The organism is Streptomyces sp. NPDC048278 (genome assembly GCF_040652195.1).
In the GTDB taxonomy this organism is placed as follows: domain Bacteria; phylum Actinomycetota; class Actinomycetes; order Streptomycetales; family Streptomycetaceae; genus Streptomyces.
This window is the reverse complement of the sequence record NZ_JBEZLP010000045.1, coordinates 1-23,570: the sequence shown is the minus strand read 5'-3', so window position 1 is coordinate 23,570 and position 23,570 is coordinate 1. Positions and strand designations below refer to the sequence as shown.

Sequence of the window (23,570 nt, the reverse complement as noted above, 5' to 3'; positions counted from 1 at the left end):
GGCGGCAAAAACTCACCGCACCTCGATAAAGTCCCCGACCTCCCTCTCGGCCCTCTCCCGCGGAGCCTCCGCCGCCTTCCCCACCGCCACCGCCCCCATCGGCTCCCACCCGCCAGGAAGGGCCAGCGCACCCCGCACCACGTCCCGGCAGAACATCGTCGACGAGACCCACGCCGACCCCAGCCGCTCCCCGGCCAGCGCGACCAGAAGGTTCTGCACCGCGGCCCCCGCCGCGACCACGAACATCTCCCGCTCGGCCGCGTCCCGCCGCGCGTCCCCGTACGTGTGCGCCCCGTCCATCACGAGGCAGGGCACGACCAGGTACGGCGCGTTCCGCAGCACGTCGCCCCGCCGTACCCGCTTCGCGATCGACTCCTCCGACTTGCCGTCCTTCCGCAGGTCGGCGATCCACGCGTCCCGCATCGCGTCCAGCAGCCGGACACGCGCCTCGGCCGACTCCAGCAGCACGAACCGCCACGGCGTCGTGTGATGCGGCGCCGGCGCGGTCACGGCCGCGGCGACCGCCCGCCGTACCGCCCCGGGGTCGACGGGGTCGTCGGTGAACGCCCGCACCGTCCGCCGCAGCGTCACCGCCTCCCGGACCGCCTCGGACGTCCCGAGCCGGAACATGTCGCTGCCCGCGTCCCGGACCAGCGCCCGCGCGCCGTCCCCGTCGTCGCCGGCGTCGGCCACGACATGGGCGAGGCCCCGCACCACGGCGACCGGCATCCCCGTCGCCTTGCCCTTCACCAGATCGCCGGCGGCGGCCAGTTCGTCGGCGGTGGCGACGACCGTCGCGACCAGCGGGTTGCCGTACGCGTCCACGCCCCCGCGCAGATCGTCCAGCACCTCCACGCCGGCGGCGCCGATGGTGACGTCCGTGAGCCCCGAGCGCCAGGGTCGCCCGAAGGTGTCCGTGACGACGACGCCCACGTTGACGCCCAGCGTGTCGCGCAGGCCCGCGCGGACGGCACGGGCCGAGGCGTCGGGATCCTCGGGCAGCAACAGGACGGTCCCGGCGGGGGTGTTGGACGCGTCGACGCCGGCCGCGGCCATGACCAGGCCCTGCCGGTTCTCCACGATCCGCAGGGTCCCGCGCCGGGCCACCACCCGCACGGTCTCGGCGTCGATCGCCGCCTCCCGGTCGGTCGCCTCGACGATCCGCCCTTCGGCCTTGGAGACGATCTTGGAGGTGACGATCACCACGTCACCGTCGGCCAGCCCCGGCTCGGCCGCGGCGATCAGCTTCGCCAGGTCGTCGCCCTGCTGGACCTCGGGGATCCCGGGCAGCGCCCACACCCGGTACGCGGGCACCGCGTCGGCCGTGCCGGTGGTGCCGGTGGTGCCGGTCGTATCGGTGGTGCCGGTCGTGTCGCCCGCGCCGGGCGTGTCGATCGCGTCGGTCATGCCCCGCGCACCTCCTCGGCCAGCGCCAGCGCCTCCCGGGCCATCTGTGCGGCGGCATCCAGGTCGGTCATCATCAGCGGTACGGCCCGGCAGCGGATGCCGGCCTCCTCCACGCGCGCGACGCTGCCCGCGTCCACGGAGTCGACGAGCCAGCCGTCCAGCAGCCCGGAGCCGTAGTGCTCGGCGACCGCCGCGGCCGTCGACTCCACGCCCACCGCCGCGAGCACCTTGTCGGCCATCCCGCGCACGGGCGCGTCCCCGACGATGGGGGAGAGGCCCACCACCGGCACCCCGGCGTTCGCGATGGCCTCCCGGATGCCGGGCACCGCGAGGATCGTGCCGACGGAGACCACCGGGTTGGACGGCGGGAAGAGGATCACGTCCGCGGCGGCGATCGCCTCCAGGACGCCGGGCGCCGGCTTGGACTGCTCGGCGCCGACCGGGACGACCGCCTCGGCGGGGACGCCCGCCCGCAGCCGTACCCAGTACTCCTGGAAGTGCACGGCCTTGCGCTCGCCGTCGACCTGGACGGCCACGTGGGTCTCGACCCGGTCGTCGGTCATGGGGATGAGCTTCACGCCCGGCTTCCACCGGTCGCACAGCGCCTCGGTGACCGCGCTCAGCGGATATCCGGCGCCCAGCATCTGCGTGCGCACGATGTGCGTCGCGAAGTCCCGGTCGCCGAGCCCGAACCAGTCCGGCCCCACCCCGTAGGCGGCGAGCTCCTCCTTGAGGCGGAAGGTCTCCTCGGCGCGCCCCCAGCCCTGCTCCTCGTCGATGCCGCCGCCGAGTGTGTACATCACCGTGTCGAGGTCCGGGCAGACCTTCAGCCCGAAGAGGTGGATGTCGTCCCCGGTGTTGCCGATGACGGTCACGTCGGCGTCCGGCACGGCCTGCTTCAGACCGCGCAGGAACCGGGCACCGCCGATACCGCCTGCCAGAACCACAATGCGCATGCGCCAAGTCTTGCAGGCGGGTCCGACAACGCGTCACGCAGTCGCGTCACGCAGTCACGGGACGGGCCTCGCACGCCGCGGTGGCCGCCGTGTGCATGGGCATCTCGGTCAGGCCCGGGTAGTAGACGTGCAGGCTCACCGCCGGCTCCAGGGCGTCGTTCACGACGTCGTGCGCGTACCCCGGCGCGAACACCCGTTGTGCACCGGCGCCCAACGCGCGCGTGCCGCGCCCGGTGCGTTCGGTGAGCGTGCCCTCCAGGACGGTCAGCACGCCGGAGGAGCGGCCGTGGTCGTGCAGTCCGCTGCCCTGCCCGGGCACCCAGGACAGCAGCCACACCTCGTAGCCGGGGCCGGTGCGCAGCCGGTGGTACCAGCGGCTCGTCGCGTCGTACTCGACGAGGTGCTCCCACTGCGTGCGGTCGGCGGCGATCGCGCGGGCCAGGCCGACGAACTCGGCCACGGTGACCGGGTGCTCGCGCGGGGGCTGCAGCAGGTGCGTGACCTCAAGGAGGTCGCCGGCGATCTGGAGGTCGTTGTCGCTGTTCATGGGGGTGCGTTGGTTCCTCAGTGAAGAAGGTCAGCGGGGAACGGAATGCGAAGACCGAGTCCGGGGACTCGGTCTTCAGCTGGAGCGGGAGCAGTCGGATTCGGCTTCGACCACGGCTCAACAGCTGGAACAGCAACAGCTACAGCGAGCGCGGGCAGCACCGTGGGACCCGGCGGTGCGGGTCGAGGTGAGTGCCAAGTTCGCGAGCATGCCCACAAGGACATCGGTTCACACCTCCGGTGTCAACTCGACGCCCGGTATGTGGGACACGGTTCACCTCATCCGGTTCACCTCGCTGCCGAAAGGTTTGTTCAGTCGGCACCCGGGACACATGGCGCACAACCGGGCTCGCGAGCCGCTTCGGAACGCGATCGAACATCTGGGCGTCCTTCTCCGTACAAGCTCTGTATGGGTCGGAGGGCCCGGACCGGGCCTCGTCTGCGTGTCAAGGTTTATGCCGATTTGAACACTTTCCGCACGGCCTTGGTTCCGCAGAGTGAATAACGGGCCCAATAGCAGATCTCGGCTTGACTCGCCCGGAGCAGCACACTTGTAATTTCACTCGTGTCGTTCAGCCGAAATCGGTAACGGCCACGCACGGGGACGTGAAAGACAGACGAGGGGCGCACATGACCGAGCTGGTGCAGCAACTGCTGGTCGACGACGCGGACGAGGAACTCGGCTGGCAGGAGCGCGCGCTGTGCGCCCAGACCGACCCCGAGTCCTTCTTCCCCGAGAAGGGCGGCTCCACCAGAGAGGCCAAGAAGGTCTGCCTCGCCTGCGAGGTGCGCTCCGAGTGCCTCGAGTACGCCCTCGCCAACGACGAGCGCTTCGGTATCTGGGGCGGACTCTCCGAGCGGGAGCGCCGCCGTCTCAAGAAGGCCGCCGTCTGACCCGGGAGGGCCGCCGTCCGGCTGCCGTCCGAAGCGGACGTCCACACAACGCCACATCTGAGCTGCGCGAACGGCCCGTCGCCCATGGGTTATCCACAGGCGGCGGGCCGTCGACATGCCCAGCCGATAGTGTGGTCGCTCGTCCGAGACGCCTCGCCGCCACCAGCGGGCGCAGGAGTCCACCGCAGTCCATCGAACCGGGGCCCGTACCTCGATGTCCGTGCACAGCCACACGGCAGCCCAAGACGCCGCTGCCACACCAGAGTTTCCGCGTCATGTGGTGACCGCGGTCCTCGTCTCCCACGACGGCGCCCGCTGGCTGCCCGACGCGCTCGCCGGGCTGCTCGGCCAGGAGCGCCCCGTCCAGTACGCGGTCGCGGCCGACACCGGCAGCGCGGACGACTCCGCCCAGCAGCTCACCGCGTCCCTCGGCGACGCCAACGTCCTGCACCTCGCCCGCCGCACCGGCTTCGGCCAGGCCGTCGAGGAGGCGAGCCGCACCGCGCCCGTCCTCACCCCGGACGACCTGCCGTACCTGAAGCGGCCCAGCGGCTGGGACCCGGTCACCCGCCAGTGGCGCGACGACGCCTACGACATGCCGGAGCTGCCGCACGGCGAGCCCGTCCAGTGGCTCTGGCTGCTGCACGACGACTGCGCCCCGGAACCCGACGCCCTGGCCCAGCTGCTCCGGGTCGTGGACAACGAGATGGAGCTGGGCCGCGACGACGTGGCGGTCGTCGGCCCCAAGCTGCGCGGCTGGTACGACCGCCGCCAGCTCCTCGAGGTCGGCGTCACCATCGCCAACTCCGGCCGCCGCTGGACCGGCCTGGACCGGCGTGAGCAGGACCAGGGCCAGCACGACCACGTGCGGCCCGTACTCTCCGTCTCCACCGCCGGCATGCTGGTCCGCCGCGACGTCTTCGAGGAGCTCGGCGGCTTCGACCGCCGGCTGCCCCTGATGCGCGACGACGTCGACCTGTGCTGGCGCGCGCACAACGCGGGACACCGCGTCCTGATCGCCCCCGAGGCCGTCGTACGGCACGCCGAGGCCGCCTCCCGCGAGCGCCGCGCCGTCGACTGCGCCGGCCGCACCGCCACCTCCCCGCACAAGGTCGACAAGGCCGGGGCGATCTACACCCTGCTGGTCAACGCCCGCACGGCCGTGCTGCCCTGGATCCTGTTCCGCCTGGTCGTCGGCACCCTGCTGCGCACCGTCGCCTACCTCGTCGGCAAGGTCCCCGGACAGGCCCTCGACGAGATCCGCGGCCTCCTCGGCACCCTGCTGCGGCCCGAGCGGATCATCGCCGGGCGGCGCAGGCGGGGCCCCTCCCAGCTCGACAAGGGCGAGCTGCGCCCCCTGTTCCCGCCGCCCGGCGCCACCGTCCGGGCCACCGTCGAACAGGTCGCGGGCAACCTCTTCGGCGCCGACGACGAGATCTCCGCGGCCGGCCGGCACGGCGGCGCGGTCGAGTCCGGGCCCGGCGGCGACGACGCCGACTTCCTGGAGATCGAGCAGTTCGCCCGTCTCAAGCGCATCGCCCGCAAACCGGGCCCGGTGCTCTTCCTGGTGCTGCTGCTGATCTCGCTGGCCGCCTGCCGCGCCCTGCTCGGCTCCGGCGCCCTCGCGGGCGGCGCCCTGCTGCCCGCCCCGGGCACCGCGAGCGAGCTGTGGTCGCGCTACACGGACGCCTGGCACGCGGTCGGCGCCGGCGGCACCCCGTCCGCGCCGCCGTACCTCGCGATCGTCGCCTCGTTCGCCTCGCTGCTCTTCGGCTCCACCGGGCTCGCGGTCACCGTGCTGCTGGTCGCCTCGGTGCCGCTGGCCGGGTTCACCGCCTACTTCGCCTCCCGCCCGCTGGTCACCTCGCGCCTGCTGCGCGCCTGGGCGGCCATCGCCTACGCCTTCCTGCCCGCCGCCACCGGCGCCCTCGCGGGCGGCCGTATCGGCACCGCCGTCCTCGCGATCCTGCTGCCGCTGATCGCCCGCGCGGGCATCGCGGCCAGCGGCCTGGCGAACTCCTCCGGAGCGCGCGGCAGTTGGCGCGCCACCTGGGCGTACGCGCTGCTGCTGACCATCACCACCGCGTTCACGCCGATCGTCTGGCCGATCGCTCTGGTCCTCGGCCTCGCCGTGCTCGCCGTGCGCCGCTCCGACCTGGTCGCCTCCGGCCTGCGGCTGCTGGTCCAGCTCGGCACCCCGCTGCTGGTCCTCGCCCCCTGGTCGCTGACCCTGCTGCCGTCCGGCTTCTTCCAGGAGGCCGGCCTGGAGTACGGCTCCTCGGCCGCCTCCGCCCTGGACCTGCTCGGCGCCAGCCCCGGCGGCCCCGGCACCGTGGGCGGGCTGCTGCTCATCGGCGTCGTCCTGGCCGCGCTCGCCGCCCTGCTGCGCTCCGAGCGCCAGTCGGCGGTCCGCACCGCCTGGGCGGTCGCCCTGATCGGCCTGGTCTTCGCGGTCCTGTCCAACAAGTCCACCTGGGCCGGCCCCGCGACCCTGGTCTACGGCATCGCGATCCTCGCCGCCGCCGCGCTCGGCGCCGACGGGGCACGCTCCCGGGTCGCCGAGCAGAGCTTCGGCTGGCGCCAGCCGGTGGCCGCCCTGATCGCCTTCGCCGCCGCGGCGGGTCCGCTGCTGCTCGCGGCGGGCTGGATGATCGCGGGCGCCGACGGCCCGGTCGAGCGCCGCGACCCCACCCAGGTGCCCGCCTTCGTCGCCGAGGACAGCGACACCACCGACCAGATCCGCACCCTCGTCCTCGACAGCGACAGCACCGCGCGCGTGACCTACATGCTGGTACGCGGCTCCGGCGCCCGCATGGGCGACGCGGAGGTGGCCGCCGCCGACGGCGAGAACGCCCAGCTCGACAAGGTCGTCGCCAACCTGGTCGCCGGCTCCGGAGCCGACCAGACCGACCAGCTCGGCGGGTTCGCGGTGCGCTACGTCCTGGTCCACAAGGGCGCACCGCGCGACATCACGCGCGTGCTCGACGCCACGCCCGGCCTGTCCCGGCTCAGCCAGCAGAACGGCAGCGCCCTGTGGCGCGTCGACCAGCAGGTCTCCCGCGCGACCATCGTGTCGGCGAACGGCTCGGGCACCCCCGCCTCCGTGGCCGCCGGCCCGGTCGACATCCACACCACCGTCCCGACCGGTGCCGAGGGCCGTGTCCTGCGCCTGGCCGACTCGGCCTCCCCCGGCTGGACGGCCACCCTGGACGGCAAGCCGCTCACCCGCACCACCGTCGACGGCTGGGCCCAGGGCTTCGAACTCCCCTCCTCCGGCGGGAAGCTGGACGTCACCTACGACACCCCGTTCACCCACACCGTCTGGCTGTGGGTCCAGGGCGCGCTCGCCGTCGTCCTGGTCGTCCTCGCCCTGCCCGGCCGCCGCCGCGACGTCGACGACGACCTCCCCGAGGAGCAGCCGATCCCCGCCCAGGCCACCGAGGGCGAGGGCCGCCGCGCCCGCCGCCTGCGCGCCCAGGCGGAGGCCGAGGAGGAGCTCCCGGAGTTCCCAGAGTTCCCGGAGTCCACCGAGTCCCAGGAGTCCCACGAGTACCGGGAGACCCCGGACGACGCCGACTTCCCGGCGACGGCTCCGCAGCAGGAGACCCCGGCCGCGATCCCGCAGCAGCAGTCGTACGACGAGTGGGACCCGGCGTCCTACCCGCAGGCCGACGGCTACGACACCGGCTACGCCGACCCGTACCAGGGCGCCGGCGCCGGCGCAGGCACCGGCCAGTACCAGACCGGCGGCTACGACCAGCAGACCTACGACCCCTACCAGACCGGCCAGTACGACCCGTACGCCTACGGCGGTCAGCAGGGCCAGGGCCAGGCGGCGTACGACCCGACGTACCAGCAGGGCTACGACCCGGCCTACGATCCCGCCTACGACCCGGCCGCCCAGCACCACCGTGGCAACGGCGGCGAGCACCACGACGGGAGCCAGCAGTGAACCGCACCACCCTGTCCCTGCTCGCCGGCACGGCCGCCCTCGCGGCGGTCACCGGGTTCGCCGAGCTCAGCCAGCCGGCCGCCACCCCCGCGCACACCGCGGAGACGGCCGCCCAGCTGCCCGTGGAGCGCACCACGCTGCTGTGCCCGGCGCCCAGCCTGTCCGACATCGCGGACACCTCGTACACGTCGTTCACGCCCGTCACCCAGGGCACCACGAGCGACGGCAAGGCCGGACTCCAGGCCGCCACCGAGCAGTCGGCGGACGGGACGGGCAGCGGCGGCAAGAAGAAGGCCGCCAAGCCCGTCCTCACTCCCAAGACACCCGGCACGCCAGTCACCGGGGACACCTCCGGCGCCGACGGCCCCGCCTACGTGGGCACCGCCGAGGGCAAGTACGCCCCCGGCTGGACGGTCCAGGAGACCACCGAGGTCGCCGCGGGTACCGGGCGCGGCCTCCAGGGGGTCAACTGCACGGCGGCCGACACCGACTTCTGGTTCCCCGGCGCCAGCACCGCCGCGAGCCGCACCGACTACGTGCACCTCACCAACCCCGACGACGGCGCCGCCGTGGTCGACATCGAGCTGTACGGCAAGGACGGCCAGCTCAAGTCCACGGTGGGGGAGGGCATCACGGTCCAGCCGCACGCCAGCGAGCCGGTCCTGCTGTCCACGCTCACCGACGAGCGGCAGACCGACCTGACCGTGCACGTGAGCGTGCGCAGCGGCCGGGTCGGCGCGAGCGTGCAGGCCCTGGACGACAAGACCGGCGGCGACTGGCTGGCCGCCTCCGCCGACCCGGCCGGCAGCCTGGTGCTGCCCGGCATCCCCAAGGACGCCACCGACGTCCGGCTGATCGCCTTCACCACCGGCGACAGCGACGCGGACCTGAAGGTGCGCCTCGCCTCCCCGGACGGCACGATCACCCCGGCCGGCAACGAGACGCTGCACGTGAAGTCGGGCATGACCACCGCGACCGACCTCGGCGACGTCACGCGCGGCGAGGCGGGCTCGCTGATCCTCACGCCCACCGACCAGTCCGTCCCGGTGGTGGCGGCCCTGCGCGTCACCCGCGGCAAGGGCAGTAACCAGGAGACCGCGTACATCCCGGCGACCGCGCCCGTCGGCACGCGCGCGACGTCCGCCGACAACAGCGGCAAGGGCACCACCCTCTCCCTGACCGCGCCCACCGCGACCGCCCAGGTCAAGGTCACGGCGTCGGCGGGCAGCGGCGGCGGCACGGCGGTGTCCAAGACGTTCACGATCAAGTCCGGCACCACCCAGAACGTCGACGCCCCGGTGCCGTCCGGTCTGAAGGGCACCTACGCGCTGACCGTGGAGACGGTCTCCGGCGGCCCGGTCTACGGCGCCCGCACCCTCGCGGCCACCGAGGACGGCGTCCCGGGCTTCACGATCCAGACGCTGCCGGACGACCGCGGCACGGTGGCGGTGCCGGAGGCGGACCAGGACGTGTCGGTGCTGCAGAAGTAGGCGCGGGACGGGAGACGCGGGGTCGCCGGGAGCGGGGGCTCAGTCCTCGCCGTACCGGGGATCGACGGTCTCCGGGGTGAGGCCGAGCAGCTCGGCGACCTGCTCCACGACGACCTCGTGCACCAGCGCGGCCCGCTCGTCGCGCCCCTTGGTGCGGATCTCGACCGGCCGTCGGTAGACGACCACCCGTGCCCGGCGTCCCTCGCGGGCGGGAATGATGCCGCCCAGCGGCACCGCCTCGTCGTCCCAGTCCTCGCCGTGCCGGTCCTGCAGCCGCGGGACTTCGAGCACCAGGAAATCGATGTCGGCGAGCTGCGGCCAGCGCCGTTCCAGACGCTCCACCGAGTCCTGCACCAGGTCCGCGAACACGTCGGCGCGGCTCGCGGCCAGCGGCACCTGGGGCGGCGCGATCGGCCCGCGCATGCCCCGGCCGTGGCGGTCGCGTCGACGAGGCCCGGGGCCGGCGGCACGGGGCGGTACACGGTTGTCCATCACTGGTGAAGCGTAGTCCTCGCGGGCTCCGGCCGCGCCGCTCCACGCACCGGCACCGACCCGGGCGGCATGTCACAGGATGACCATTCCGGCCAAGGTTGGGCTCGTTTCCGTATCCCCACGAGACCGGCGAACTCAAGGCAATTGACGGTGTTTGTACCGACCCGTGACCGGATGCGGTACCGGCCGTGACCCCCGGCGATCCGTTCCGTGCAGGTCAGCAGGGCGTGTCGGGAGGGGTGTGTGGGGTGTTTCACAGTACGACACGGTGGAGTGACCTGGGGGAGAGTCGTCGCGGCCCGCTCAAGAGTGCGGTACCGTCCAACGTCGTGAGCCCTGTACGTCGCTGTTCGCGAACCGCCTGCGGCCGACCCGCCGTCGCGACGCTGACGTACGTCTACGCCGACTCGACCGCGGTCCTCGGCCCGCTCGCCACCTACGCCGAACCCCACTGCTACGACCTGTGCGCCGAGCACTCCGAGCGCCTCACCGCCCCGCGCGGCTGGGAGGTCGTCCGGCTCCTCGACGGCTCCGCTCCGGCGCGTCCGAGCGGGGACGACCTGGAAGCGCTCGCGAACGCGGTGCGCGAGGCGGCCCGCCCCCAGGAGCGGGCGGCGCAGGCGGGCGGCGGCGGCCGGGGCGCGGACCCGATGGAGGTCGCCCGGCGCGGCCATCTGCGGGTACTGCGCTCACCGGACAACTGACGGCGCGACGGCGGCCGACGTCCCGTAGAGGTCTTTCAGCAGATGTCTTTCACGGGCCCTGTAGGGCGATGAATCGTTCCTTCCCGCACACCCATTGACGCGCCCTTGTCGCGGACACGACCATTCCGGGTGACCGTCGGCGGGAAAACGCTTTCCGCATGCCGGAATCCGGGGAGGCGCCCGTGTACGTCCAGGAACTGGAACCCGTCGCCGGCTCGCTCGGCCTGTCCGCCCTCGTCGCCGCCCTGCCGCTGCTGATCGTCCTGGTCCTGCTCGGCGGGGTCCGCATGAAAGCCCACCTGGCGGGCCTGAGCGGCCTTCTCGCCGCCGTCCTCGTCGCACGGCTCGCCTACCGCATGCCGCTGGACCAGACCGTCTCCAGTGCCGTCCAAGGCGCCGCGTTCGGCCTGTTCCCCATCCTGTGGATCGTCGTCAACGCCCTGTGGGTGTACCGGATGACGATCCGTACCCGCCATTTCGACGTCCTGCGTCGCTCGTTCGGGCGACTCTCCGACGACCCGCGGATCCAGGCCCTCGTGGTCGCCTTCTGCTTCGGCGCCCTCCTGGAGGCGCTCGCCGGCTTCGGCGCCCCGGTCGCGATCTGCTCGGTGATGCTCGTCGCCCTCGGCTTCGACCCGGTCCGCGCGGCCGTCGTCTCCCTGGTGGCCAACACCGCGCCGGTGGCCTTCGGCGCGATGGGCACCCCGGTGGTGACGCTCGCCCAGGTCACCGGCCTGCCCCTGGACTCGGTCGCCGACGTCGTCGGCCGCCAGACCCCGCTCCTCGCCCTGGTGGTGCCCCTGGTGCTGGTCGGCCTGGTCGACGGCGTACGCGGCCTCCGCGAGACCTGGGTACCGGCCCTGGCGTGCGGAATCGCCTTCGCCGCGGCCCAGTTCGCCGCCTCCAACTACCTCTCCGCCCAACTCGCCGACATCTGCGCCGCCCTGGCCGGCACCGCTGCCCTGCTCGCCGTACCGCACGCACGCGTGCCGGCGGCCGAGGAGGTCCGCGCGGCCGTCCTCACGGGCGCCCGCAGCGCCGACCTGGACGAGCGCGACGAACGGCCCCAAGTCCTGCGCGCCTACGCCCCGTACGCCCTGATCGTCACGGTCTTCTCGATCGCCCAGATCCCGCCGGTCAAGGACTGGCTGGCGAAGGCGAACCGCGTCTACGACTGGCCCTTCCTGGACGTCGTCAACCCGAAGGGCGAACCGGTCGGTGGAAATCTCTTCACCTGGCCGGTCGTCTCCACCGGCGGCACGCTGGTCCTGTTCGCCGGCATCGCCACGGCGGCCGTCCTGCGCGTCCACGCGCGCGCGGCGGTCGCGGAATGGGCGGCGACCGTACGCGAGTTGAGGTTCGCGATCCTCACCGTGACGTCCGTCCTTGCCCTCGCCTACGTCATGAACCTCTCCGGACAGGCGGCGACCATCGGCCACTTCGTGGCGGCGGCGGGCGCGGGCCTGGCCTTCCTCTCCCCGGTCCTCGGCTGGTTCGGCGTCGCCGTCTCCGGCTCCGACACCTCGGCCAACGCCCTCTTCGGAGCCCTCCAGGTGAGCGCCGCCCACGAGTCGGGCCTCTCCCCGGAACTCCTGGCAGCCGCCAACAGCTCCGGCGGCGTCCTCGGCAAGATGGTCTCCCCGCAGAACCTCACGATCGCCTGCGCGGCGGTGGGCCTCGCCGGCCGCGAGGGCGACCTGCTCCGCAGGGTGCTGCCGTGGAGCCTCGGGCTGCTCCTGGTGATGTGCCTGATCGTGGTCGCACAGAGCGGCCCGGTGCTGGGCTGGATGCTGCCGTGAACCCGGCCGGGCCGGCGCCCTCCGACTCTTACCTGTCTCCGCCGACCACTGCGCTCGACAGTGATCGCCCGAGTTCGCCCGAGTCCGCTTGAGTTCGTTCGAGTTCGCTCACGTCGGATCTCCGCAGATCACAGCCAGGAGTCCGCGGCGCGCCCGCTGTCCCATCCGCCGTCGCCACCGCCGGGGGATCCGGCGTCGGACCCTCACCCGGGGCAGGTAGTTTGGGGCGACCGAAAGTATTCCAGGAGGGTTGGCCTGTGGCCGCTGCAGCTGATCTGTCGCAGATCGTGAAGGCGTACGACGTGCGCGGAGTGGTTCCGGATCAGTGGGACGAGGCGCTCGCCGAACTGTTCGGTGCCGCGTTCGTCCAGGTGACCGGTGCCGCCGCGATCGTCGTCGGCCACGACATGCGGCCCTCCTCGCCCGCGCTGTCCCGTGCCTTCGGGCGCGGCGCGGCGGCCCGGGGCGTCGACGTCACCGAGATCGGCCTGTGCTCGACCGACCAGCTGTACTACGCCTCGGGCGCCCTCGGCCTGCCCGGCGCGATGTTCACGGCCTCGCACAACCCCGCGCAGTACAACGGCATCAAGATGTGCCGCGCCGGAGCCGCGCCGGTGGGCCAGGACACGGGCCTGACGGAGATCCGGGAGCTGGCCGAGCGCTGGTTGCAGGAGGGCGCCCCCGAGCCGGCCGCCACGCCGGGAACGATCACCACCCGCGACACGTTGACGGACTACGCGGCCTATCTCCGCTCCCTCGTGGACCTCGCCTCCATCCGCCCCCTGAAGGTCGTGGTCGACGCGGGCAACGGCATGGGCGGCCACACGGTCCCGACGGTCTTCGAGGGCCTGCCGCTGACCCTGGTCCCGATGTACTTCGAGCTGGACGGCACCTTCCCGAACCACGAGGCCAACCCGCTCGACCCGGCCAACATCGTCGACCTCCAGCAGCGCGTCCGCGAGGAGTCCGCCGACCTCGGCCTGGCCTTCGACGGCGACGCGGACCGCTGCTTCGTCGTGGACGAGCGCGGCGAGCCGGTCTCGCCGTCGGCGATCACGGCCCTGGTGGCCGCCCGGGAGCTGGCGAAGAACGGCGGCAAGGGCACGGTCATCCACAACCTGATCACGTCCTGGACCGTCCCCGAGGTGGTCCGGGAGAACGGCGGCACCCCCGTCCGCACGCGCGTCGGCCACTCCTTCATCAAGGCCGAGATGGCGAGGTCCGGCGCGATCTTCGGCGGCGAGCACTCGGCCCACTACTACTTCAAGGACTTCTGGAACGCCGACACGGGCATGCTGGCGGCCCTGCACGTCCTCGCCGCCCTCGGCGGCCAGTCCGGCCCCCTCTCCGCCCTCGTCGCCCAGTACGACCGCTACACCGGCTCCGGCGAGATCAACTCGACGGTCGCCGACCAGCAGGCCAGCCTCGCCGCGATCCGCGCCGCCTACGGCGACCGCGACGACGTCACCCTCGACGACCTCGACGGCCTCACCGTCACCGCCGCCGACTGGTGGTTCAACGTCCGCCCCTCCAACACGGAACCCCTGCTCCGCCTGAACGCGGAGGCAAAGGACGAGGCGACGATGACCAAAACCCGCGACGAGGTACTGGCCCTCATCAGGTCCTGACCCCAACCCTCCGACCCGCTTCCGTCCCCGACGACCCGATCGACCTCCCACCGGAGCCCTGCCGACCTCCAAGCCACCCAGGACCCCGGACCCCGACCGGCCCCCGAGCCACCCAGGACCCCGGACCCCGACCGGCCTCCGAGCTGCCCAGGGCCCCGGACACGACCGGCCCCCGAGCTGCCCCGCGACGCCGAGCACCCACCGGCCTCCGAGCCGCCCGAGGCGCCGAGCACCCACCGGCCTCAGCCGCCCGAGGCGCCGTGCACCTATCGGCCTCCGAGCCGCTCGGCGCTCGGGGTACGCGTCGGCCTCCGATCGGACCGGCCGAGCCGCCTGGGGCTCCGGGTACGCGTCGGCCCCAGATGGGACCGGCCGAGCCGCCCGGCGCGCTGGGCACCTATCGGCCTCCGCGCCGCCCGGCGCCCCGGGCATCCATCGGCCCCCGAGCCGCCCCGTGTCCAGGGCGCCTCCCGGTCGGCCGAGTCGGCGCGCATCGCCCCGTCCTCGCTTCTCGATCGACCGAGTCGGGTGGTGGGTGGGCGAAGGTCTCGGGGGTCCAGGGGGCGGAGCCCCCTGGGCGGTCACATCGGCGGGCGGTCGGCCGTCACCCGCGGCCAGCCCAACCCACCCCACCGGCGGTAACCTGACCGCACGCGAACATCCACCCCCGAAGGGAACCCCCATGCCGCTCGAAGCCGGCCTCCTGGAGATCCTCGCCTGCCCGGCCTGCCACGCCACCCTCAAGGAGCAGGACGCCGAGCTGATCTGCACCGGCCAGGACTGCGGCCTGGCATACCCCGTCCGCGACGACATCCCCGTCCTCCTCGTCGACGAGGCCCGCCGACCGGCGTAAGCAGTACGCAAGGCACGTCAGCACGACAACCGCGGAACATCAGGACCCCGGCAACCGGAGGCCGCTCCATGCTCGACGAAACGCTGCTCGACACCCCGGAGGACCTCGCCGAGGCCGACCGCCGAGGTCTGCTGCGCGGCGCAGCCGAGGCCGGCGCCCGCGTCCGTACGGCCGCCCGGCACGCCACCGAGGCCGGTGTCCAGGAGCTGAAGCCGGACGGCCGCCCGCGCGCCGTCCTGATCGCGGGCCCCGGCGTAGCCGCCACCCACGCCGCCGACCTCCTCGGCACGCTGGCCGGCCCCGGCAGCCCGGTCACCCGCCTCGCCCCCACCGGCGTCGCCCCGGCCGCCGGCGCCCTGCGCTGGGAACTCCCCGGCTGGGCCGGCTCCGTCGACCTGCTGCTGATCGCCACCCCGGACGGCACCGAACCCAGCCTCTCCCTCCTCGCCGACCAGGCCTACCGACGCGGCTGCTCGGTCGCCGCCGTCGCCCCCGCCGACACCCCGCTCGCCGAGGCGGTGGCCGGCGCCCACGGCCTGTTCATGCCGATGGCGACGGCCCCGTACGACCACGGCGAGCCGCTCGCCGGCTCCTCCCCGGGCGTCCTGTGGGCCCTGCTCACCCCGCTGCTCGCGCTCCTCGACCGCGTCGGCCTGCTCACCGCCCCGCCGGACGCCCTGGAGAAGGTCGCCGACCGCCTCGACCAGATCGCCGAGCGCTGCGGCCCGGCCATCGTGACCTACAGCAACCCGGCCAAGACCCTCGCCGCGGAACTCGCCGACGCGCTCCCCGTCGTCTGGACGGAAGGCGACTCCGCGGGCCCGGCCGGCCGCCGCTTCGCCGCCGCCCTCGCCGAACTGGCCGGCCGCCCCGCCCTGGTCGCCGAACTCCCCGAAGCCCTGGCCGCCCACACCGCCCTGCTCGCCGGCCCGCTCGCCGCCAGCGCCGACCCCGACGACTTCTTCCGCGACCGCGTGGACGAGGCGCCCGCGCTGCACGCGCGCGTGGTACTGCTCCGCGACCGCCCCCTCGGCGGCCTCACCGCAGCTCCCGCCGCCCGCGACCTCGCCCTCAGTCACGACACCCCGATCAGCGAGCTGGAGCCCGAGGCGGGCGACGAGCTGGAGACCCTGGCGGAACTGATCGCCGTCACGGATTTCGCCGCCGTTTACCTGACGCTCGCTTCGAGGGCCTGAGGTGGACACCGGCACCGGGCCCCACGCACGACGGACGACCTGAGGGCCGTACCGAAGGCGTACCGGTGGGGGAACACACGGTGAACGCGGCCGTCGTACGACCGTACGGCGCACCACGTTCCTCCGTGCCCACGCCCGTTGCCCGCGCGCCCCGGGTCCCGTGCCCCGTGCGCGTGCCCCGCGCACCCCTGTCCGCCCCCCGCCCGCAGAGAGAACCGGCAGAGAGAAGTCATGGACCTCCTCGACAACACCGTCCGCCCCTACGCCTGGGGTTCCCCGACCGCCATCCCGGAGCTGCTCGGGACAGAGCCGAGCGGCGAGCCGCAGGCGGAGATGTGGATGGGCGCGCACCCCGGCGCCCCCTCGCGCACCGCGCGCGGCACGCTCGTCGAGGTCATCGACTCGGACCCGAAGGCCGAACTGGGCGAGGAGGCTGTCGCCAGGTTCGGCCCGCGGCTGCCCTTCCTGCTCAAGATCCTCGCCGCCGGCGCCCCGCTCTCCCTCCAGGTGCACCCCGACCTGGCCCAGGCCAGGGAGGGCTACGAGGACGAGGAGCGGCGCGGCATCCCGGTCGACGCCCCCGACCGCAACTACAAGGACGCCAACCACAAGCCCGAACTGATCTGTGCGCTCACCGAGTTCGACGGCCTGTGCGGCTTCCGCGCCCCGGAACAGACGGCCGAACTCCTCGACGGCCTCGGCGTCGACTCCCTCAAGCCGTACGTCGACCTGCTGCGCGCCCACCCCGAGGAAGCCGCCCTGCGCGAAGTCCTCACCGCGATCCTCAGCGCCGACCGCGAGGAGATGGCCCGCACGGTCGCCGAGGCCACGGCCGCCTGCACCCGCCTCGGCGGCGACTACGCGCCCTACGCGGACATCGCCCACCACTACCCGGGCGACCCCGGCGTGATCGCCGCCATGCTCCTCAACCGCGTCCGCCTGCAGCCCGGCGAGGCCCTCTTCCTCGGCGCCGGCATCCCGCACGCCTACCTCAACGGCCTCGGTGTCGAGATCATGGCCAACTCCGACAACGTCCTGCGCTGCGGCCTGACCCCCAAGCACGTCGACGTCCCCGAACTCCTGCGCGTCGTCCGCTTCGAGGCGGGCGACGCCGGTGTGCTGCGCCCCGAGGCGGCCCCGGACGGCGAGGAGGTCTACGAGACGCCGATCGACGAGTTCCGGCTCTCCCGCTACGTCCTGCCCGAGGGCACCGCCGCCCACGACCTGACGCTGCCCACCCCGCAGATCCTGCTCTGCACCGCCGGTGCGGTCCACGTCGGCGGGTACGACCTGGCCCCCGGCCGCTCGGTGTTCGTCCCCGCGGGCGAGAAGGCGGAGGTGTCCGGCGCGGGCACGGTGTTCCGCGCCACGGTGATCGTCTGAGGGGCCCGCGTCCCGCCCGGGACCGGGCTGCAAGAATGGCCCACCGGCAAAGCACGGGCAAAGACGAGCACCGGCCCGGACGGGGACACGCCCGGACGGGTACACGCCCGGACGGCGTAGACGGACGACGGCGAGAACGAGAAGGGACACCGCGAACACATGAGCGCGTCAGGCGGCACCAGGGCGATCGTGGCGGCACTCGGCGCCAACCTCGCGATCGCGGCATCGAAGTTCGTGGCGTTCGCGTTCAGCGGCTCCTCCTCGATGCTCGCCGAGGGCGTCCACTCGCTCGCCGACTCCGGCAACCAGTTCCTGCTGCTCATCGGCGGCAAGAAGGCCCAGCGCGAGGCGACCCCGCAACACCCCTTCGGCTACGGCCGCGAGCGGTACATCTACGCCTTCCTCGTCTCGATCGTGCTCTTCTCCGTCGGCGGCATGTTCGCCATCTACGAGGGCTACGAGAAGATCAGCCACCCGCACGAGGTGGAGCACTGGTACTGGCCGGTGGGCGTCCTCGTCTTCGCCGTCGTCGCCGAGGGCTTCTCCTTCCGGACGGCCATCAAGGAGTCCAACGAACTGCGCGGCAAGCTGTCCTGGTCGCAGTTCATCCGCCGCGCCAAGGCCCCCGAACTGCCCGTCGTCCTCCTGGAGGACTTCGGCGCCCTCATCGGCCTGGTCCTCGCCCTCCTCGGCGTCGGCCTCGCGGTCCTCACCGGCGACGGCGTCTGGGACGGCATCGGCACCGTCTGCATCGGCGTCCTGCTCGTCCTGATCGCCCTCGTCCTCGCCGCCGAGACCAAGTCCCTCCTGCTCGGCGAGGCCGCCGGCGTCGACGAGGTCAGGAAGATCGAGGCCGCGATCGTCGACGGCGACACCGTCACCGGCATCATCCACATGCGCACCCTCCACCTCGGCCCCGAGGAACTCCTCGTCGCCGCGAAGATCGCCGTCCAGCACGACGACACGGCCGCCGAGGTCGCCAAGGCCATCAACGCAGCCGAGGCCCGCATCCGCACCGCGGTCCCCATCGCCCGCGTGATCTACCTCGAACCCGACATCTACAACGAGGCCGAGGCCGCCAAGGGCCCCGACCCGGAAGCCACCCCGGGCGGCCCGGCCCCCCACCCCGCCGGTCACTGACCCCCTCGAACGGCGTGATCTGTTCGGAGGCGGACTGGGGACGGCCCGCTCCTCCGGTGTAGCTTGGGACGGAGCCAGACGTCGCTGCTGATGGCGGTCGGGCGGTCCCAGACGGACCGTCCGAGGGAGAGAGGGCCTCCGACGGACTGCGCTGCGCGCACGCGGGCATGCCTGTGTCCTCTTCTCGGGCACTCCTGTGTCCGCCGCCGCGCAGACCAGCCGTACCCACCCTCGACCCAACCCGAGGAGCAGCTCGCAATGACGACTGTCGACAACCGACAGGACTTCAAGGTCGCCGACCTCTCCCTGGCCGTGTTCGGCCGCAAGGAGATCACCCTCGCCGAGCACGAGATGCCCGGCCTGATGGCGATCCGCAAGGAGTACGCCGAGACCCAGCCGCTGGCCGGCGCCCGCGTCACCGGCTCCCTGCACATGACCGTGCAGACCGCCGTCCTGATCGAGACCCTGGTCGCCCTGGGCGCACAGGTCCGCTGGGCGTCCTGCAACATCTTCTCCACCCAGGACCACGCCGCCGCCGCCATCGCCGTCGGCCCGAACGGCACGCCCGACAACCCGCAGGGCGTCCCGGTCTTCGCCTGGAAGGGCGAGACCCTGGAGGAGTACTGGTGGTGCACCGAGCAGGCGCTGACCTGGCCGGACAGCCCCACCGGCGGCCCCAACATGATCCTCGACGACGGCGGTGACGCCACCCTCCTCGTCCACAAGGGCGTCGAGTACGAGAAGGACGGCAAGGTCCCCGGCCTGGAGACCGCCGAGTCCGACGAGCACCGCGTCATCCTCGAACTCCTGCACCGCACCATCACGGACGGCTCGCAGAAGTGGACCCAGCTCGCCTCCGAGATCCGCGGCGTGACCGAGGAGACCACGACCGGCGTCCACCGCCTGTACGAGATGCAGCGCGACGGCGTCCTCCTCTTCCCGGCGATCAACGTCAACGACGCCGTCACCAAGTCGAAGTTCGACAACAAGTACGGCTGCCGCCACTCGCTGATCGACGGCATCAACCGCGCCACCGACGTCCTCATCGGCGGCAAGACCGCGGTCGTCTGCGGCTACGGCGACGTGGGCAAGGGCTGCGCGGAGTCCCTGCGCGGACAGGGCGCCCGCGTCATCGTCACCGAGATCGACCCGATCTGCGCCCTCCAGGCCGCGATGGACGGCTACCAGGTCACGACGCTCGACGAGGTCATCGACAAGGCCGACATCTTCGTCACCACGACCGGCAACAAGGACATCATCATGGCCTCGGACATGGCCAAGATGAAGCACCAGGCCATCGTCGGCAACATCGGCCACTTCGACAACGAGATCGACATGGCCGGCCTCGCCAAGATCCCCGGCATCGTCAAGGACGAGGTCAAGCCGCAGGTCCACACCTGGACCTTCCCCGACGGCAAGGTGCTCATCGTCCTGTCCGAGGGCCGCCTGCTGAACCTGGGCAACGCCACCGGCCACCCCTCGTTCGTGATGTCCAACTCCTTCGCGGACCAGACCCTGGCCCAGATCGAGCTGTTCGCCAAGCCCGACGAGTACCCGGTCGGTGTCTACACGCTGCCCAAGCACCTCGACGAGAAGGTCGCCCGCCTGCACCTGGACTCGCTCGGCGTGAAGCTCACGACGCTGCGCCCCGAGCAGGCCTCCTACATCGGCGTGCAGGTCGACGGTCCGTACAAGTCGGACCACTACCGCTACTGAGTCCGAGACCCGCCCACCGGGAAGCGCACCCGTGCACCGACGCGCTCTCCCGGCGGCAGGTCCGCCGTTCCGCCGAGGCAGGCCCCCGCACCCCCGTGCCGGGGGCCTGCCCCTTTGGCCCGTCGACCGCCCGCGCGGCCGTACCACAGGTCCGAGCGCCGGACCCACGACCCGTCAAGCCCCAGGACCCCCATGCCCCGCGGCCGGTATTCGCTCCACGATCCGCACGATCACACCCCCCTCGGCGAAGAACACTTCCAGTGCGCCCCCGGCCCCTCCGGCTGGCGTTATGTCTCCCAAGTGACCACCCCCTCCGGTGACCACAGCGGCTCCGTCGATCTCGCCCTCGACGACCTCGGCCGCCCCATCCGCCTGGAACTCCACGCCGGGGGCTGGCAGGTCCGTGGCGCCGCCCTCGACGGTGTCACCTGGGTCCGTACGGACCCCACCGGCACCCATGCCACCGAAGGCAATGTGCGCGCCCACGCCTTCACCGGTACGTCCCCCGCGTTCCTCATCGCCACCGCCCGTCTCCTGCGCCTCACTCCCTCCGCCGCCGCGACCCGCGTACGCCTCGTGGCCTTCACGGACCCCGTCCTCGCCCCGCGCACCCTGGACCAGTCCTGGGCCTTGCTGAAAAGAGAAACACACGCCACTGACAACGGCCCTCTGACCGTGGACGAATACCAGGTCACAGCCCTGGACACAGGCGAACAGCACCCCGTGCACCTCGCCGGCGACGTGGTCCTGGCCGCCCCCGGCATCGAGCTGGAGGACCTGCGGTCACCGCCGACGTCCTTCACCGCCCCCGAGGACTGAGCAGCAGGCTCCCGAGGACCGGTCCGGACCGGACCGCGCCTAGGCCGGCGGCACGAACCCGGTGGCCGGCCGCTCGGCCGCCGCCGCAGGCGGAGCCACGGGCGCGGCAGGCAGGGGCGCGGCAGGCATGGGTGCGGGTGCGTGCGCCGGTGCCGGTGTGGGCCCGGGGGGCGTACCGGGTGTCGGAGAAGGCGCGTACGCGCCGGGGACACCGGCGGACGCAGAAGCATGGCCGGCAGCGAAGGCCCGCCGGGCTTCCCGGGCCTGCCGCTCCTGCACCACCGCTGCCAGATACGCGGCCGGCGGTATGTCCGAGGGCGCCGGAGTACCCGTCCGCGTCGCGAGATCGCCCGCGAGCTGCACGGCCATCGACCACGAGACCTGCGGATCGAGCTGCTGCATCCGCGTCAGGTACTGCCGTACGGCCAGCCACAGCGCGTCCGGAACGGCCGACAGGTCCAGCTCGGCGAAACGTCCCGCCAGCCAGGGCGGGGGCGGCGGAACGAAACGGGTCTGCCCGACGGGCACCCGCTCCCGCACGACGAGGGTCCCCGCGAACACGTCCCCGAGCCGCCGCCCACGCGCCGAGACCAGCGAGGCGATACAGGCGACGACCCCGAACGTCATCAGGATCTCGACCACACCCAGAGCGCCCCGCACCAGCGCATGCCGGAACCGGATGGGCCCGCCGTCGTCCCGCACGACCCGCAGCCCGCACGCCATCTTCCCGAGCGAGCGCCCGTGGCTCAGCGTCTCCACCGCGATCGGCACACCGACCAGCACCAGCAGGAAGGCCGCGATCGCCAGGGCGACCTGCGCGGCGTCGTCGAGCGAGGCCGTGGCCGCCGCCAGGCCGATCGAGACACCGATGTACACGGTGAAGTACACGATCAGGTCGAGCAGTAGGGCGAGTGCCCTGCTGGGCAGCCTCGCGGGACGCAGTTCGAGCGCCACCGCCTCGCCCGTCACCAGCTCACTCACGCCCGCCGCCTTCCCCTGGTCTGCCCTGTACAGCGCAAGTCTGCCAAGCTGAGGGCGCATCGCGCCGCAGTACGACAAGCTGACATGCGAGACATCCTTACGACGTCGCCCCGACGTCGCCACGACAGGCAGTCGACGACCAGCCGAGGAGCAGGCAGACCCGATGGACCTCGACGTCTTCGTCTCCGCACACCGAGCCGAGTGGGACCGTCTCGACGCACTCCTCCGCCGCCAGCGGCGCCTCAACGGAGCCGAGGCCGACGAACTCGTCGCGCTCTACCAGCGCACCGCCACCCATCTCTCCCTGATCCAGTCCAGCGCTCCCGACCCACAGCTCACCGGACGCCTCAGCCAGCTCGTGGCACGCGCGCGCAGCGCCGTGACAGGCACCCGCCGCGCCTCCTGGCGCGATGTCGCCCGCTTCCTCGGCCAGGGTTTCCCGGCCGCCGTCTACCGCTCCCGCCACTGGTGGGTACCCACCGCGCTCATATCCACCGCCATCGCGATCGTCCTGGGCTGGTGGATCGGCACCCACCCGGACGTGCAGGCGACCATCGCGGCCCCCAGCCAGCTCCGCGAGCTGACCCGCCCCGGTGGCGAGTACGAGACCTATTACTCCAGCCATCCCGCGGCTTCCTTCGCGGCACAGGTGTGGACCAACAACGCCAGGGCCGCCGCGATGTGCCTGGTCCTGGGCGTCTTCCTCGGTCTCCCGGTCCTCTGGATCCTCTTCGAGAACATGCTGAACCTGGGCGTCGGCTTCGGCCTGATGTCCTCGGCCGGCCGCCTGGACACCTTCCTGGGCCTGGTCCTCCCGCACGGGCTGCTGGAGCTCACCGCGGTCTACGTGGCCGCGGGCACCGGGCTCCGCCTCGGCTGGACTCTCATAGACCCGGGCCCACGCAGCCGTCGTGCGGCGCTGGCCGAAGAGGGCCGCGCCGCCGTGGGCATGGCGATCGGCCTCGCTCTCGTCCTGTTCGTCTCCGGCGCCATCGAAGGCTTCGTCACCCCGTCCGGCCTGCCGACCTGGGCGCGCATAGGCATCGGGGTCGCCGCTGAGCTGGCCTTCCTGGCCTACGTCTTCATCATCGGCGGCCGTGCCGCGCGCGCCGGCGAGACGGGGGACCTCGAGGAGACCGAGCGCAGCGCGTTCGTCCCTACGGCTGCCTGATGTGCGGAGACCTCCTGTGAGCTGCTAGTCTCCTCTTCGCCCCGGAAGACCCGTTGACACGGGTTGGACGGGGAGGTAGATTCAAACAGTTGCCTAGAACTGGACAGGTTCAGGGCCGATCGTTAGAATCGATCTGCTTCACAACGGAGAGTTCTCTCCGAGACATTGAAGCCACCCCCGATTTGCTCAGAAATGAGTGGCTGGTCAGACCGGCCAAGAACTTCTGATAAAGTCGGACTCGCCGAAAGAGAGCCGGAAGGCAATCGAAAAGGCAAAGGCCCTCCAACGGCCACCGGAAATGAATTCCGACCGGAAACGGAACGGAAAACAGATCTGGTAAGGTTGGACACACCGAAGGGAAGCCCGGAGGAAAGCCCGAGAGGGTGAGTACAAAGGAAGCGACCGTTCCTTGAGAACTCAACAGCGTGCCAAAAGTCAACGCC

Annotated in this window: 18 protein-coding genes; 13 read left to right on the top strand and 5 right to left on the bottom strand. The window is 72.5% G+C overall.

Going from position 1 to position 23,570, the window contains the following annotated elements:
• Positions 1-12 precede the first annotated feature (12 nt).
• From AB0D74_RS44405 to AB0D74_RS44395, 3 genes are read right to left on the bottom strand one after another with little or no spacing between them, the layout of a single operon-like run.
• Positions 13-1,407 (bottom strand): coenzyme F420-0:L-glutamate ligase, encoded by a 1,395-nt coding sequence (locus AB0D74_RS44405; RefSeq protein ID WP_362600138.1) that lies wholly within the window; start codon positions 1,405-1,407, stop codon positions 13-15.
• Complete coding sequence (gene cofD / locus AB0D74_RS44400; protein WP_362600136.1) at positions 1,404-2,363, bottom strand: 2-phospho-L-lactate transferase; 960 nt, start codon at positions 2,361-2,363, stop codon at positions 1,404-1,406. Before cofD ends, AB0D74_RS44405 begins: the two co-directional genes overlap by 4 nt.
• Positions 2,364-2,409: 46 nt before the next feature.
• Positions 2,410-2,910 carry a cysteine dioxygenase family protein gene (locus tag AB0D74_RS44395; protein ID WP_362600134.1) on the bottom strand — a complete coding sequence of 167 codons (501 nt, stop codon included), beginning with the start codon at positions 2,908-2,910 and terminating at the stop codon, positions 2,410-2,412.
• 629 nt (positions 2,911-3,539) lie between these two features.
• Between AB0D74_RS44395 and AB0D74_RS44390 the strand changes: the two genes are divergently transcribed.
• The 3 genes from AB0D74_RS44390 to AB0D74_RS44380 all read left to right on the top strand — a co-directional run bounded on the left by AB0D74_RS44390 (position 3,540) and on the right by AB0D74_RS44380 (position 9,245).
• Entirely contained in the window at positions 3,540-3,803 is a 264-nt protein-coding gene (locus AB0D74_RS44390) for a WhiB family transcriptional regulator (protein WP_003975777.1), read from the top strand.
• A 214-nt stretch (positions 3,804-4,017) separates the two neighbouring features.
• Positions 4,018-7,755: a glycosyltransferase gene (locus AB0D74_RS44385; protein ID WP_362600132.1), complete on the top strand. Its 3,738-nt coding sequence runs from the start codon at positions 4,018-4,020 to the stop codon at positions 7,753-7,755.
• A complete protein-coding gene (locus AB0D74_RS44380) occupies positions 7,752-9,245 on the top strand; it encodes a DUF5719 family protein (RefSeq protein WP_362600131.1) in 1,494 nt (497 codons plus the stop codon). The genes AB0D74_RS44385 and AB0D74_RS44380 overlap by 4 nt, the downstream gene beginning before the upstream one ends.
• Positions 9,246-9,284: 39 nt before the next feature.
• Here the strand turns inward: AB0D74_RS44380 and AB0D74_RS44375 are convergent, their stop codons facing one another.
• Positions 9,285-9,737: a metallopeptidase family protein gene (locus AB0D74_RS44375; protein ID WP_362600243.1), complete on the bottom strand. Its 453-nt coding sequence runs from the start codon at positions 9,735-9,737 to the stop codon at positions 9,285-9,287.
• 329 nt (positions 9,738-10,066) lie between these two features.
• Between AB0D74_RS44375 and AB0D74_RS44370 the strand changes: the two genes are divergently transcribed.
• From AB0D74_RS44370 to AB0D74_RS44330, 9 genes are all read left to right on the top strand, one after another.
• Positions 10,067-10,441, top strand: coding sequence for a DUF3499 domain-containing protein (locus AB0D74_RS44370; protein ID WP_359213081.1), 375 nt, complete (start codon positions 10,067-10,069; stop codon positions 10,439-10,441).
• Between the two features lie 182 nt (positions 10,442-10,623).
• Positions 10,624-12,240 carry an L-lactate permease gene (locus tag AB0D74_RS44365; protein ID WP_362600241.1) on the top strand — a complete coding sequence of 539 codons (1,617 nt, stop codon included), beginning with the start codon at positions 10,624-10,626 and terminating at the stop codon, positions 12,238-12,240.
• Between the two features lie 257 nt (positions 12,241-12,497).
• Positions 12,498-13,868 carry a phosphomannomutase/phosphoglucomutase gene (locus AB0D74_RS44360; RefSeq protein WP_362600130.1) on the top strand — a complete coding sequence of 457 codons (1,371 nt, stop codon included), beginning with the start codon at positions 12,498-12,500 and terminating at the stop codon, positions 13,866-13,868.
• 682 nt (positions 13,869-14,550) lie between these two features.
• Entirely contained in the window at positions 14,551-14,721 is a 171-nt protein-coding gene (locus AB0D74_RS44355; protein ID WP_089102354.1) for a Trm112 family protein, read from the top strand.
• A gap of 68 nt (positions 14,722-14,789) precedes the next feature.
• Positions 14,790-15,917 carry an SIS domain-containing protein gene (locus tag AB0D74_RS44350; RefSeq protein WP_362600128.1) on the top strand — a complete coding sequence of 376 codons (1,128 nt, stop codon included), beginning with the start codon at positions 14,790-14,792 and terminating at the stop codon, positions 15,915-15,917.
• 231 nt (positions 15,918-16,148) lie between these two features.
• Entirely contained in the window at positions 16,149-17,300 is a 1,152-nt protein-coding gene (gene manA, locus AB0D74_RS44345) for a mannose-6-phosphate isomerase, class I (protein WP_362600126.1), read from the top strand.
• Positions 17,301-17,459: 159 nt separating this feature from the next.
• Positions 17,460-18,440, top strand: coding sequence for a cation diffusion facilitator family transporter (locus AB0D74_RS44340; protein ID WP_362600124.1), 981 nt, complete (start codon positions 17,460-17,462; stop codon positions 18,438-18,440).
• Between the two features lie 258 nt (positions 18,441-18,698).
• The gene (gene ahcY / locus AB0D74_RS44335; protein WP_362600122.1) at positions 18,699-20,156 is read left to right on the top strand and encodes an adenosylhomocysteinase; all 1,458 of its coding nucleotides are present in this window, start codon (positions 18,699-18,701) and stop codon (positions 20,154-20,156) included.
• Between the two features lie 192 nt (positions 20,157-20,348).
• Positions 20,349-20,975: a hypothetical protein gene (locus AB0D74_RS44330; protein ID WP_362600120.1), complete on the top strand. Its 627-nt coding sequence runs from the start codon at positions 20,349-20,351 to the stop codon at positions 20,973-20,975.
• Between the two features lie 39 nt (positions 20,976-21,014).
• On the opposite strand, the gene AB0D74_RS44325 is transcribed toward AB0D74_RS44330, so the two are convergent.
• The gene (locus AB0D74_RS44325; protein ID WP_362600118.1) at positions 21,015-21,956 is read right to left on the bottom strand and encodes an RDD family protein; all 942 of its coding nucleotides are present in this window, start codon (positions 21,954-21,956) and stop codon (positions 21,015-21,017) included.
• Positions 21,957-22,119: 163 nt separating this feature from the next.
• Here AB0D74_RS44325 and AB0D74_RS44320 point away from each other — a divergent pair, with 163 nt between their 5' ends.
• Entirely contained in the window at positions 22,120-23,127 is a 1,008-nt protein-coding gene (locus AB0D74_RS44320) for a stage II sporulation protein M (protein WP_362600116.1), read from the top strand.
• Positions 23,128-23,570 lie beyond the last annotated feature (443 nt).

Coding starts and splice junctions, on each gene's coding strand:
- AB0D74_RS44405 (WP_362600138.1), bottom strand. CDS start 1,407: ATGACCGACGCGATCGACACGCCCGGCGCGGGCGACACGACCGGCACC.
- cofD (WP_362600136.1), bottom strand. CDS start 2,363: ATGCGCATTGTGGTTCTGGCAGGCGGTATCGGCGGTGCCCGGTTCCTG.
- AB0D74_RS44395 (WP_362600134.1), bottom strand. CDS start 2,910: ATGAACAGCGACAACGACCTCCAGATCGCCGGCGACCTCCTTGAGGTC.
- AB0D74_RS44390 (WP_003975777.1), top strand. CDS start 3,540: ATGACCGAGCTGGTGCAGCAACTGCTGGTCGACGACGCGGACGAGGAA.
- AB0D74_RS44385 (WP_362600132.1), top strand. CDS start 4,018: ATGTCCGTGCACAGCCACACGGCAGCCCAAGACGCCGCTGCCACACCA.
- AB0D74_RS44375 (WP_362600243.1), bottom strand. CDS start 9,737: ATGGACAACCGTGTACCGCCCCGTGCCGCCGGCCCCGGGCCTCGTCGA.
- AB0D74_RS44355 (WP_089102354.1), top strand. CDS start 14,551: ATGCCGCTCGAAGCCGGCCTCCTGGAGATCCTCGCCTGCCCGGCCTGC.
- AB0D74_RS44350 (WP_362600128.1), top strand. CDS start 14,790: ATGCTCGACGAAACGCTGCTCGACACCCCGGAGGACCTCGCCGAGGCC.
- manA (WP_362600126.1), top strand. CDS start 16,149: ATGGACCTCCTCGACAACACCGTCCGCCCCTACGCCTGGGGTTCCCCG.
- AB0D74_RS44340 (WP_362600124.1), top strand. CDS start 17,460: ATGAGCGCGTCAGGCGGCACCAGGGCGATCGTGGCGGCACTCGGCGCC.
- ahcY (WP_362600122.1), top strand. CDS start 18,699: ATGACGACTGTCGACAACCGACAGGACTTCAAGGTCGCCGACCTCTCC.
- AB0D74_RS44330 (WP_362600120.1), top strand. CDS start 20,349: ATGCCCCGCGGCCGGTATTCGCTCCACGATCCGCACGATCACACCCCC.
- AB0D74_RS44320 (WP_362600116.1), top strand. CDS start 22,120: ATGGACCTCGACGTCTTCGTCTCCGCACACCGAGCCGAGTGGGACCGT.